Origin of the sequence: Burkholderia sp. Bp8998, from assembly GCF_003854235.1 — a bacterium.
GTDB lineage: Bacteria > Pseudomonadota > Gammaproteobacteria > Burkholderiales > Burkholderiaceae > Burkholderia.
In genome coordinates this window covers 383,214-395,470 of record NZ_QTQF01000001.1, presented here as the reverse complement: position 1 = coordinate 395,470, position 12,257 = coordinate 383,214, and the positions used below count along the sequence as shown (strand labels likewise).

11 protein-coding genes and 1 pseudogene are annotated in these 12,257 nt (G+C 67.8%); 4 read left to right on the top strand and 8 right to left on the bottom strand.

Going from position 1 to position 12,257, the window contains the following annotated elements; all coding sequences use genetic code 11:
* Window positions 1-51 precede the first annotated feature (51 nt).
* The gene (locus tag DIE06_RS01815) at window positions 52-747 is read right to left on the bottom strand and encodes an RES family NAD+ phosphorylase (RefSeq protein WP_124660048.1); all 696 of its coding nucleotides are present in this window, start codon (window positions 745-747) and stop codon (window positions 52-54) included.
* A 2-nt stretch (window positions 748-749) separates the two neighbouring features.
* Window positions 750-1,169: an MbcA/ParS/Xre antitoxin family protein gene (locus DIE06_RS01810; protein WP_124659891.1), complete on the bottom strand. Its 420-nt coding sequence runs from the start codon at window positions 1,167-1,169 to the stop codon at window positions 750-752.
* Between the two features lie 233 nt (window positions 1,170-1,402).
* Between DIE06_RS01810 and DIE06_RS01805 the strand changes: the two genes are divergently transcribed.
* On the top strand, window positions 1,403-2,185 hold the full coding sequence (locus DIE06_RS01805) for an ABC transporter substrate-binding protein (protein WP_124495629.1): 783 nt from the start codon (window positions 1,403-1,405) through the stop codon (window positions 2,183-2,185).
* Between the two features lie 628 nt (window positions 2,186-2,813).
* On the opposite strand, the gene DIE06_RS01795 is transcribed toward DIE06_RS01805, so the two are convergent.
* The 3 genes from DIE06_RS01795 to DIE06_RS01785 form a co-directional block, all read right to left on the bottom strand.
* Complete coding sequence (locus tag DIE06_RS01795) at window positions 2,814-3,101, bottom strand: hypothetical protein (protein WP_124659889.1); 288 nt, start codon at window positions 3,099-3,101, stop codon at window positions 2,814-2,816.
* Window positions 3,102-3,161: 60 nt separating this feature from the next.
* Window positions 3,162-4,634 (bottom strand): sigma-54 dependent transcriptional regulator, encoded by a 1,473-nt coding sequence (locus DIE06_RS01790; protein WP_124659888.1) that lies wholly within the window; start codon window positions 4,632-4,634, stop codon window positions 3,162-3,164.
* Between the two features lie 449 nt (window positions 4,635-5,083).
* Window positions 5,084-6,001: a metal-dependent hydrolase gene (locus DIE06_RS01785; RefSeq protein ID WP_124659887.1), complete on the bottom strand. Its 918-nt coding sequence runs from the start codon at window positions 5,999-6,001 to the stop codon at window positions 5,084-5,086.
* A 580-nt stretch (window positions 6,002-6,581) separates the two neighbouring features.
* Between DIE06_RS01785 and DIE06_RS01780 the strand changes: the two genes are divergently transcribed.
* From DIE06_RS01780 to DIE06_RS01765, 3 genes and pseudogenes are all read left to right on the top strand, one after another.
* Complete coding sequence (locus tag DIE06_RS01780; RefSeq protein WP_124611858.1) at window positions 6,582-6,923, top strand: FKBP-type peptidyl-prolyl cis-trans isomerase; 342 nt, start codon at window positions 6,582-6,584, stop codon at window positions 6,921-6,923.
* Window positions 6,924-6,949: 26 nt separating this feature from the next.
* Window positions 6,950-7,717, top strand: coding sequence for an AraC family transcriptional regulator (locus DIE06_RS01775; protein ID WP_124659886.1), 768 nt, complete (start codon window positions 6,950-6,952; stop codon window positions 7,715-7,717).
* 312 nt (window positions 7,718-8,029) lie between these two features.
* Window positions 8,030-8,236 (top strand): annotated as a pseudogene (locus DIE06_RS01765) (MFS transporter); the annotation flags it as partial.
* A gap of 202 nt (window positions 8,237-8,438) precedes the next feature.
* On the opposite strand, the gene DIE06_RS01760 reads toward DIE06_RS01765, so the two are convergent.
* From DIE06_RS01760 to DIE06_RS01750, 3 genes are read right to left on the bottom strand one after another with little or no spacing between them, the layout of a single operon-like run.
* Window positions 8,439-9,605: a glycosyltransferase family 4 protein gene (locus tag DIE06_RS01760; RefSeq protein WP_124659885.1), complete on the bottom strand. Its 1,167-nt coding sequence runs from the start codon at window positions 9,603-9,605 to the stop codon at window positions 8,439-8,441.
* Window positions 9,605-10,789 carry a glycosyltransferase family 4 protein gene (locus tag DIE06_RS01755; protein WP_124659884.1) on the bottom strand — a complete coding sequence of 395 codons (1,185 nt, stop codon included), beginning with the start codon at window positions 10,787-10,789 and terminating at the stop codon, window positions 9,605-9,607. Before DIE06_RS01755 ends, DIE06_RS01760 begins: the two co-directional genes overlap by 1 nt.
* The gene (locus tag DIE06_RS01750) at window positions 10,786-12,252 is read right to left on the bottom strand and encodes an O-antigen ligase (protein WP_124659883.1); all 1,467 of its coding nucleotides are present in this window, start codon (window positions 12,250-12,252) and stop codon (window positions 10,786-10,788) included. The genes DIE06_RS01755 and DIE06_RS01750 overlap by 4 nt, the downstream gene beginning before the upstream one ends.
* Window positions 12,253-12,257 lie beyond the last annotated feature (5 nt).

Here is a 12,257-nt window from a genome sequence, read left to right as displayed (position 1 = left end):
TCACGCCAATCACGGGCCCATGCCCGCGCGTTTGCGTGTGCGAGCACAGCGCTAGCCGACCTGGTTCAGCTCGAACACTGCATCGATCGCGGCACCGTTCCAGTTGTATTCGAGATACGCCGCATGATGACAGTCGCGCAGCAGCGTCGTGCGGAACGCCGCGAGACACTCGCCGCGCGGGTCGCGCACCGACGGATAGACGATCCCCGCGCCGCCTGCATTGCGCACCGCGCGGCCGAGCGCCTGCCCGGCACTGTAATCGAGCGGATCGAGCAGCCCCGGGTTGCGCTGCGGCCACGTGCGCACGTCGGCAACGTCGCCCTGCGCGACCACCGTATAGAGCCGCATCTGCTGGCGCATCGGCGCCTCCTTCGTCGCGGCCAGGAACAGACCGCTGTGATAGCGCGTTTCGGCGATCGCCGTATCGCGCGACCGCCCGCAGTAGAACACGCCGTAGCTGCCGTCGGAAAAGCGGCTGCCCTGCGGATTCAGATGCGTGAACGCGGCCATGATCGGCCCCCAGCCCTGGCCGTAGCGGCGCTCGGACGGCGGCACGAGCTCGAGCGTGCCGACTTCATTGCGGATGCGGTCGTTGGTCAGCGATTCGAGCGCATAGAGCGCATCGAAATCCTCGGCGGATGCAACGCGGTCGAACAGGTTGATGGCCGGAAAACGGGTGGGAATCACGCGATAGGCAGGTGCCCAGTCGACGACGGTCGTGGGCCAGTGTTGCACGTCGGTCGGCATCGTCACGCCCAGCCACCCCGCATCGCGTCGAGATATTGCCGGACGGCGATCAGGTCGCCGACGTTGCCGGCGAGCATCCGGTCGAGCGCGCGCTTGCCGCCGAACGGCGCCGCGTCGTTGGGCCGCTTGACCCAGGCATCGGCCGCGGCCGGCTGCGGCAGCAGGATCTGCAGCGCCTTGTAGATGCCGAGCAGCAGCGATAGCCGCTCGAGCGTGTCGCGCGGCAGGCGTGCCGATTCGGGCGCTGCCTTCCACTTGAAGAACGTCGAACGGCCGGGCGACCCGAGCAGCACGATCTGTTCGTCGATCGTCAACGCCCAGTCGCGCGCGATGTTGAAGAACGCACGCAGGCCGGCCGCCGACATCTGCGCGACCGAAACCTGCCGCGAGGCGGAATGCGGATCGAAGGCGGGCTGTGACATGATCGTTAGTCTCGAAACGAATTTACTAACAAGATTAGTCCATTTTCGTATTTATGCAAGCGTCGCCAGCGATGACGCGGGTATTCTGTCCGAACGATCGATATTTTTTGTCCATTCTGGACTGATATTTTATTTTCTGCGTTAATGGTCGTGCGGACAGCGCACCGGGTCGCGGTGCGTCCCCGCAGCGACCGTGTCGCCCAGAACCGGATAGACCACGCCAAGGAACCACCATGAAGAGACTGATTGCCGCCGTTTCGATCGCCCTGCTCGCGGTATCGGCAGGCCCCGCCGCCGCGAAGGACTGGACCACGCTGCGCTTCGGCACCGACGCCAGCTACGCGCCGTTCGAATCGAAGGCGCCCGACGGCAAGCTCGTCGGCTTCGACATCGACCTCGGCAACGAGATCTGCGCACGGCTGAAGGCGAAGTGCGTATGGCTCGAGAACGATTTCGACGGGATGATCCCGGCGCTGAAGGCGAAGAAGTTCGACGCGGTGCTGTCGTCGATGTCGATCACGCCGCAGCGCGCGGAGCAGATCGGCTTCACGACGAAGATCTACAACCAGCCGACACGGCTCGTCGTGAAGAAGGGTTCGCCGCTGCTGCCGACGGCCGAATCGCTGAAGGGCAAGTCGATCGGCGTCGAACAGGGCACGACGCAGGAAGCGTATGCGAAGGCGTACTGGGCGAAGCAGGGCGCGAACGTCGTGTCGTACCAGAACCAGGACGGTGTGTATGCGGACCTGACGTCGGGCCGCCTCGACGCCGCGTTGCAGGACGAGGTGCAGGCCGCGATCGGCTTCCTGAAGTCGCCGCGCGGTGCGGGCTACCAGTTCGTCGGGCCCGAACTCGTCGACGAGAAGGTGCTCGGCATCGGCGCCGGCATCGGGCTGCGCAAGGAAGACGCCGACCTGAAGGCGAAGATCGATCGCGCGATCCTCGACATGGTCAAGGACGGCACCTACAAGCGGCTCGCGTCGAAATACTTCGACTTCGACATCTACGGCGGCTGAAGCGGCGCCGCGCGCGGACGGGTGCGATGCCCGTCGCGCGCGGCCCAACCGCCCCTCCCCTTCTCGCCGGACGCCGACGCCTCCCTGACGTCTGACGTCGCGCCGGTTTCATCGTCCGTATCGCGCAAGCGGATGCCGCAAGTCATTCGCATTGCAAACGGAGCGCCTGCGCTGGCGACCGCAGGCGCTCGACGTCGTCAATAAGCGAAGACCGGGCGCCGGGGTACCGGCGCCCGCGTGCACATCCCCATGCGGATCGGATCGGCGAGCGGGAAAGCGCCGGCCCGGCGCGGATGACCGGGTATCAACCGGATCCGCCTCGCACCGGGCGCGCAGAGGTGGCCTGTCGACGCATGCCGGCCGGCGGCAAGGTGCGCGGTCGACCGGCGATGGGTCGAATCACTGCGATCGCGGCCTGCCGGCCGCTGCGTGTGGCGATCGTTCATTTTTCTACCCCGTATTCGAGCCGTTGCTTGTGCCGGCAACCGGACACCGCCGGTGCCCCGACGATCCGACGACGACGGCCCGTGCCGTCCGGAACGGGGCCATGCTGCCCGTCCGACCGGTCATCCCCGCGGACTGCGTCCTTGCCGGTCCTCGAATGGTTCGCTGCCGAACCGGCCGGACGTCACGTCGTCGACTCTCGCCCCCCAACCGCCGCAAGGAGCGGGCCAGCTTCGTTCGCGGCCGGCTGCACAAGGCTTTCATCGGACAAGCCCGCCGCCGGAACGGGCGGGACATGCAGGACGTTGCGAAACTGAAACATGCCGGGCGCGGGCAGCCTCGGCCACGTGGCGGCCATGCCTTGCCGGGCAAGGCGCGCGGACGATCCGGAAAATTTTCCCGGCACGGGTCGCATGCCGCCGCCCGCGTTTGCCGGGTCGATTTGCGCGGCCGCCGGCACGAAACGTTTCACGCCCTTTACATGCCGCAGGCCGCCCGCGCACGGGCCGGCCGCGGCGCTTTCCGGCCGCCGTCAGCCGACGCGCTGGTGGTCGGCGTCGTCGGGCGGCGATCCGTCCTTCCCGCCGTTGTCGCCGCTGTTGTCATGGTCGTTGAGCCCGTGCTCGATCATCATCCGGTAGAGCGTCACGCGCGAGATGCCGAGTTCGGCGGCGGCCTTGTTGATCCGGTGATCGTTGCGCAGCAGTGCGTTCTCGATCGCGACGCGCTCGGCAAGCGAACGCGCCTGCTCGAGCGTCACGGGCTCCGTTTCGCCCGGAGTCTCGAGCCCGAGATCGTGCGGCGTCAGCAGCCGGCTTTCCGCCATCACGATCGCGCGGCGCACCCGGTTGATCAACTCGCGCACGTTGCCGGGCCACTCGTAGCGACGCATCGCGTCGAGCGCCGCCGACGTGAAGCCGCTGATCTTGCGGCCGCTGTCGGCCTTGTATTTCTGCAGCACGTAATGCGCGAGGATGTCGATGTCCTTGCCGCGCGCGCGCAGCGGCGGCTCGTGAATGCGCAGCACGCAGAGCCGGTGATAGAGATCCGCGCGGAAGCGTCCGGCTTCGACCGCACCGTCGAGATCCACGTGCGTCGCCGAGATGATCCGCACGTCGACTGGAATCGATTCCTGGCCGCCGAGGCGCTCGATCTTCCCTTCCTGCAGGAAACGCAGCAGGCTCGCCTGGCTTTCGACCGGCATGTCGCCGATTTCGTCGAGAAACAGCGTGCCGCCGTTCGCGGACTCGATCCGGCCCGCGCGCCGCTGGTTCGCGCCGGTAAATGCGCCGCGCTCATAGCCGAACAGTTCCGACTGCAGCAGGTGATGCGGAATCGCGCCGCAGTTGATCGCGATGAACGGCCCCTTGCCACGCGCCGAGCGCTCGTGGATCGCGAGCGCCGTCAGCTCCTTGCCGGTGCCCGACTCGCCGGAGATGAACACGCTCGCGTCGGTTTTCGCGACCTTGCGGATCGTGCTGAACAGCTGCTGCATCGCTTCGCAGTTGCCGATCATCCCGTGCTCGCCGATCGACGCCGCGTAGGCCGCGCCGTCGACGCGATCGAGCGCGGCCATCCCGCGTGCGTGGCCGAGCACGTGCGAAATCCATTCGTACGGCAGCGGCAGCGTCACGTAATCGAAACAATAGCTGCGGATCAGCTCGCGCACGGCAGCGCCGATCGTGACGCCGGCCTGCGCGATGGAAATCCAGCCGATCGCCGGCTGGCTCAGACATGCCTTCAGCGCGGGATAGTCGCGCGACGTGAAGCCCGAGAAATCGACGAGCCCGGCGGCGACGTTCACGCCGGACGTCATGTTCTGCGCGGCGCCGGCCGTCTTCGCGACCGAGATATCCCAGCCGAGCCCGCGCAGTTGCGCCAGCAACGGCTCGTCCGGTGAACGCATGATCACGAACAGCTTGCGTCCGGCCTCGGGGGCGGTAACGGACACGAGCGGCGTCTCGGACGCCGTCGTCCCGCTTGCGTCGGGTGACCTTGCAACCATCGTTGTTCCCCGCTTGGCGTTGGTATCGTGCGCCGGCTCGCCGCCGCGTCCGAAGGACCTCGATCGAACCGACATATTGGCCGTATTTCCGTCCGAATAAAATCCCCCCGGCAACAATCGGACGCCGGGAAGATCTTTTCTTTCATGAACGGTATATCGATACCGCCGGCGCGCGGCTAGATGGGTGTTTTCCCGGTGGCGCGACGGGCGCGCACCAAGGTCGCACGGATATCGAACGCGCGAAGCCGCGCCGGTGCGGGCGCGCCGGATCGGCTCGCGATGCGGGGCACGGGGAATCGGACCGGCAGCATGCGTGGGCGCAGCACGGCAGCCATAGCGGTACCTGCACGCGCAACCGTTTCCGCTTGACGCCGGTCAATCATCAGATGAAAACGGGGCCGATGCAGGAACGCAACACGTGCGGCGTGCCGCGCGGCCCGGCGACCGCGTCAGCGACCCGACGCGAGCGGCGCGAGCGCGTTGGCGCGGCCACGGCCAGGCGATCCGCCGTCGTGTTCGCCGTACGCGGCGACGAGCGCGTCGACCCGCGCGAGGTGATGGCGGTTGTCGTGGTCCCACGGGTGGAAGCCGGGCCGGAAAAAGCTCAGCCATTCACCCGCGATGCGCGGGAACAGCCCGCGGCGCGGCCCGTACAGGAACGCAATCATGCGCAGCATGCCGCGCACGCGATGCTCGATGTCGCGATCGCGCGACAACAGCGTCACGTGCAGCAGGAACACGGCCGGCCAGAACGTCAGCGTCGTCAGCAGGTATACGCCGATGCGGATCAGGTAGCGGCGCAGGCCCGGCTTCATCGCGACGTTCCAGACGTCGAACGACACGGTCTTGTGCTCCGTTTCCTCGAGCGCGTGCCACACCCACATCTGACGGTAGCCGTCGACCGAGCCTGCGAAGCGCGTCGGATCGCTCAGGAGCCAGTCAGCAAGCATGGCCGTGTAGTGCTCGGCGGCGACCGTATGCGCGAGCTGCACCGAATGCGGCAGCTTGCGCTTCATGTAACCGAGCACGGTCCAGATGCGCTTGTCGAGCTTGTGCGCGGGCAGGCGGTTCGCCTGCATCAGCGCGTTGTATTCGACGTGCTCGCGCGTATGCATCGCCTCCTGGCCGATGAAGCCGAGCACCTGCCGCTTCAGCACCGGATCGTCGATCCGGTCGCGATAGTTGCGCACCGAATCCATGAAAAAGCGCTCGCCGGCCGGAAACAGCAGCGACAGCGCGTTGAAGAAGTGGGTCACGTACGGGCCGAGCCCATGCCAGTCCTTCGCACGTTCGACCGGCAGGTCGAAGCGCAGGTCGCGGCGTACCGGCATCACCTCGGCCGCGGTGGCGGAAGCGGCTGACTTCATGCTCGTCGTTCTCCTTGTTTTTCGGGCGGCCCGTCAACCGTTGCGGCCTTGTCGGCGCGGTCCGGGCAGCGCATCGCGCAACGCCGAAATCTTGACATTGATAGCTGTAAAGATAGGCGCCCGCCGGCGCCGCGCGCAAGCTGCGCGGTAGACGCGCGCTTCCAAACAAGGAACGGTCGGCAGCATGAAAAAAAACGACGCTCGAGCGGCGTTCGGGCGGACCGCGATTCGAACGCGCGCACCCGTGCGCAACCGGCGGGCGGGCAACGCGCGCGCGGCGCTCAATCGGCGTGAAAGCCCCGCGTGACGGGCGTCTTGCGAGATCGCGCGGCGGCGTTCGAGGCGACGCCGAGCGGCCGGGAAGCACCGATTCATACACGCGCCCCGTCCGCGCGGTGCAACCCCGTCGATCCGGCTCGCGAAAAATTCAAACGCGCGTTCCATTCGCGTTTCGCGCGCTGCGTGACCGCCGCCGCGACCGACGTGCGATCGGCACGCCGCCGGGCCCTCGCCGCCTGCGGCGGCGCCCTGCGCGCTCGCCTACAATAGCGGTTTTACCCAACCCCTTTCAGGAGAAGTCATGTCTGTCACCACGACCGCATCGGGCCTCAAATTCGAAGACCTGACCGAAGGCACCGGCGCGGAAGCGCAAGCCGGCCAGACCGTCAGCGTCCACTACACGGGCTGGCTGACCGACGGTCAGAAATTCGACTCGAGCAAGGACCGCAACGACCCGTTCGCGTTCGTGCTCGGCGGCGGCATGGTCATCAAGGGCTGGGACGAAGGCGTGCAGGGCATGAAGGTCGGCGGCGTGCGTCGCCTGACGATCCCGCCGCAACTCGGCTACGGTCCGCGCGGCGCAGGCGGCGTGATCCCGCCGAATGCGACGCTCGTGTTCGAAGTCGAACTGCTCGCCGTCTGACGACACCGCCGGTCGACGTCCTTCCGATGGAACGCATCCCGTCTCCCGCCATCGCGCTGCGCCGTTACGACAGGTGCGAAGCGTCCGACGTGCACGACTTTCACCAGGTCGTGCTCGGCATCGATGGCGCGATGGTGATGGCGGTGGACGGTGTCGGCCAGCGCATCGACCGGCACGCGGCCTGGCTGATTCCGGCCGGCGCGCGCCACGATTACGCGGGCCTCGGCGACAATCGCCAGCTCGTGCTCGACCTGCCGGCGGCGTCGCTCGCGGTGCCGCAGCGGCTGTTCGACAGCGCGCGTGCCGTGTCGATCGACCCGGCACTGACCTCGCTCGTCGCGCAGGTCGCGGCAGCGGCCGCGCAACTCGACGGACCGGCCGGCGACGCGCGGCACGCGCATCGCTTCCAGTGGCAGGCCGCCGCGCGTCTGTGCGACGCACTGCTCGGCGACACCAGCCTCCCCGCGCCCGCGACGGGCCTCGATTTCGCGCGCATCGACCGCTGGTTGCGCGCGCGGCTCGCGGAGCCGCTGCGCATCGCCGATCTCGCCGCGCACTGCGGCTACGGGATGCGCCGGTTTCATCAACTGTTCGTCGACGCGTTCGGCGAAACCCCGCATCGCTATCTGCAGCGGCTGCGGCTCGACGCCGCCGTCGTGCTGCTCGCCGACGGCCGCCATCCGCTCGTCGACATCGCCGGCATGGTCGGCTTCGCCGACCAGAGCACCTTCACGCACGCGTTCACCAAACGCTTCGGCGTCGCCCCCGGGCGCTGGCGCGGCGAGCGGCACTGAGCGGCCCGGCTACGCCGATTTTCCGCAGCGCCAACCGCACTTGAGCCGATCGCGCCGGTACGTCACGGCCGGATGGTTGTCGGCCGTCGCTATCCGTGTCACGTGAAGTCCAGACGTAGTTCACCGCGCGGCTCTGCTTGTTGAGCAGTCCGTTGAGCGACTTCACGCGGTAGCGGTAGACAAGGTTCATGCCGGTGATCCTAACCCGTGGAAGAAGCTACCTGTCGACAGCATTATTTTCCTTCCCGCCATGCGCTCCGCAGGAAGTCCCCTTGGGGGAAATGACGTGGTTCCTCGGGGCAATTCGTGCGGATCCTCGGTGCGCGGCCCGATGCGCATGCCCGCCTCGTCGGTTGCTACATGCTGTTCTATTCGGTCGGCAGCGGGCTCGGCGCGATCGCGTCGACGATGATGTACGCGCACGCCGGATGGATCGGCGTCTGCGGGCTGGGCGCGGCGGTCAGCGTGGCCGCGTTCGTCGTGTGGGTCGTGACGCTCGGGCGTGATGACGCGGATTGAAAACGACGCGCGAATCACGGCGATCTTCCGGGCAGCAAACGGCAAAAAGCCGGCTCGCCCGAATCGGGCGACCGGCGTGGGCGACCGGCGTGGGCGGCCGGCGTGGGCGGCCGGCGTGGGCGGCCGGCATGAGCGACCGGCCTGCGAACCGGACGCACATGCGCGCGCCGGCTCGAGTGTCGCGGCGACGTGCCGCGTTCGCTTACCCCGCCGCCTGGATCGCCTCTTCGTACACGCCGGCGACGCGTCGTGCGATCACCGCGTTGTCGAAATGGTCGCGCGCGTAGCGCTTGCACGCGGCCTCGTCCGGCAGGGCGATCGCGCCCGACAGCGCGCCGCCGAGCCCTTCCGCGATCGCATCCGCGCCCGTCGACGGCAGCACGAGATCGTTGGACAGCCCGGCGACCGCCTCCGGCAGCCCGCCGACCGGCGTGACCAGCACCGGCGTGCCCGACGCGAGCGATTCGACCGTAATCAGCCCGAAGCCTTCGAGCGCGACCGTCGGCACGACGCTGACCGTCGCCGCGCGGTACAGCGCCGCGAGATGGTTGTCGGGCACGAAACCGAGCAGCTTCACGTTGTCCTGCAGCCCGGCCTCGTCGATGCGCTGCTGCAGTTCCTCGCCGATCTTGCCCTTGCCGGCGATCAGCAGCAGTACGTCCGGATGGCGATGCTTGACGAGACCGATCGCGTCGATCAGGTCCTCCAGCCCCATGCGCCGCACGAGCCGGCGCACGGCCAGCACGATCGGCCGGTCCTGCGGCAGTTGCAGCTTGTGCCGCGCCTCGGCCGGCGTGAGCGGCGTGTCGAACTGCGCGGTATCGACGCAGCCCGGAATCACGCGCACGCGCGACGGGTCGATGCCGTAGCGGTTCGTCAGGATCTGGCCGAACGCCTGCGACAGCACGATCAGGCGCGACGAGCGCGTATACACGGCCTGTTCGAGATAGCGCTTCGCGCGCTGCCCGAGCGACGCGGCGCCCTCGACCTGGCTTTCGTCGGCCCACGGCCCCTGGAAATGCGAGACCTGCGGAATCCCGCGCGTCACGTCGAGGCCCGGGAACGTGTACAGCGCGAAGTGCGACGAAATCACGTCCGGCCGCGCGCTGCGGATCTCGTCGCGCAGCGCGCGGCGCGCGGCGAGCATCCGGCGCGCGAGCGGCTGCGACGCGGGCCCGAAGCCCTGGATCGCACCGCCCGTGTCGTCGGCGACTTTCGGCGAGCCGGCGACGAGCCCGCGCACCTCGACGCCCGCGCCCGGCAGCGCGCCGACGAGCGAGTAGTACATCCGGTCGAGGCCGCCCGCGCGTTCGGGGAACCAGTGCATGCCGATTTGCAACGATTTGATCGGCCGGGAAGATTGGGACATCACGACTGCTCCTGCGTGACTGCATGCTCGACCCGCTCGAATGCGGACGGCTGCGTGGGTTGGCCGATGCGCCGGTAAAGCGCGACGTACTGGGCACCCATGTGGGCCCAGCCGAAACGGGTCATCAGTTCGCGGGCCGCGTCGCCCATCGCGCGACAGGTGTCGCGCGATGCCGCGAGCGAGCCGATTGCCTGCGCGAGCGCGGCCGGATCGTCCGGGTCTTCCAGCACGATTCCGCAGTCGCGCGTGATGATTTCCGCGCCGCCGGCGGTGCGGGCAGTGACGACCGGCAGCCCGGCCGCCATCGCTTCCAGCAGCGACAGGCTCATCGCTTCGTAGCGCGACGGAAACACATACGCATCGACCGAGCGCATCAGCGTCGGCATGTTCTTCACGAGCCCGAGGAAATGCACACGCGACGCGATGCCGAGCGCGCGCGCCTCGTCCGGATACGGGCTGCCGGGCAGATAGCCGGCCACCGCGAGATGGACGTTCGCGGGCAGCTTCGTCAGCGCCTTCAGCACGGTGCCGAGGTTCTTGCGCGGCGTGCGCAGGTCGCCGACGAACAGCAGCAGGAACGCGTCGTCCGGCAGCTTGAACGCCGCGCGATCGGCCTGCGCACCCGCGAATGCGCTGCCGTCGACGCCGTTGTAGATCACGCTGATCTTGCGGCTGTCGATGCCGAGCCCGGCGATCTCGTCGGCCACCTTCTGCGACACGGCCGTGATCGCGCGCGAACGCCGATACGCCCAGCGCTCGAGCGAGGTGTTCACACGCGTATAGACGTACTGGTAGGCCGACCACAGCCCCTTCGTCGGCCCGAACGGGTAGTACGGGCTCTTGAACCAGCCGCCGTGCACGAAGTGCGCGGTATTCACGTCGGCCTTGATCCACGAAATGAAGCCGTTCACGTGCAGCACGTCGTATTCGCCGCGATGCGCGCGCAGCCAGGCCGCGCTCTTGAGCGCGAACACCTGCTGCTTGACGAGATTCGACGGCCAGAAACCGCCGACCTTGACCGGCACCCAGCGCACGCGCGGGTCGGCCAGCAGCTCGGGCGCGACATGCGACGCGACCAGCGTGACCTCGTAGTTTTCGGCCAGCGCCGCGCGCGCGATTTCGTAATTGACGCGGCCCTGCCCGTCGTTATGTCGCACGACGTGCGTGACGATCGCGATTCTCAATGGTCGCCTCCCCGTGAACGCGCGGCGACCAGCAGGCGCTGTGCCTTTTGCCAGTGCGCCGCGGATAGTATGGAAAAAATGGCCGTGAACAGCAGCAGGCCGCCCGTGCCGATCAGCGAGTTCGTGAACACGAGCATCGCGAACACCGACAGGCACAGGCTCAGGCATGCGCCGACGAACTTGTCCTTGCGCAACTTGAACGCCGCGCGCAGCGTGCGGGCGAGCAGCATCACGACGCCCGACAGGTACAGCAGCGTGCCGGGCCAGCCGAGCACGAACGGCACGTTCATCACGCCGCTGTCGAAGCTGCCGTACTTGCCGAGCTCGCCACTGTCGCTCGACAGCTTGGTGGACGCGCCCGTCGCGCCCATCCCTTCGCCGGCGACGTCGGTAAACGCCGTTTGCGCGAAGGTCGCGTAGAACTTGTTGCGGTCGTCGTAGCTGCGGTCGTCCTTCAGGTTCGTGATCGACTGCAGACGCTGGCCGAGCCGGTCGGCCACCGGCCCGACGGTCAGCAGCGGCACGCACAGCCCGACCAGCACGACACCGCTGATCAGGATCCGCATCCGCACGCGGTTGCTCGACTGCACGAGCTGGATCGCGAGCGCGATCACCCAGCCGCCCCAGGTCGAGCGCACGAGACACAGCGCGAACGACACGAAGCCGGCGGCGCCCGCGAACCAGCGGACCTTCTGCGGTGCCGCGAACACGAACACCAGCGCGCCCATGATCGCGAACGCGAACGGCCCCGACGAGTTCATCGTGCTGAATACCCGCACGCCGTACGGCACCGGCTCGCCCTGCGAACCCATGTCCGAGCCGATCATCCACAGCACGTCCCACTGCGGCATCACGAAGTACTGCACGACCCCGTACACGCCCATCACGAGCATGCCCCACATGAACGTGGACAGCAGCACGTCGCGGTACTCGGGATAGTCGCGCGAGTTGACCATGATGTGAAAGCCGATCAGCACCGGGTACACCCAGTTCGCGAGGTCGTACGTCGCGGCCATCACGCCGCTCGACACGAGCCCGACCAGATAGGCATACGTCAGCCCGAACAGCATCAGCAGCACGGGAATTCCGCGCCGCTGGGCGAGCACGCGGTAATGCCTGAGCAGCCCGAACCCGGCGATCATCGTCACCGCGAGCGGCGCGACCTGGATCAGGCTGGTCGGCGTGAACGCGCCCTTCGACCAGTCGGCGAGACGCCGCACTTCGGGGCTCAGGAACCACACCCACCACATGAAGCCGACGTAGCGCGCCGGGCTCTTGAAATACAGCCAGATGCCGACCGCGATGGCCAGCACCGGAAACGCGAGCGTCAGCACCTTGCCCTGGTGAATGGCGATCAGCGCGGCGGTGAACGTCCACAGCCCCGCCTGCCCGACCCAGTGCTTCGGTTCGGGTAACCGGCGGCGGCTGCGCGACGGTGCGCGTTCGGCGGCAATCGTACTCATCAATG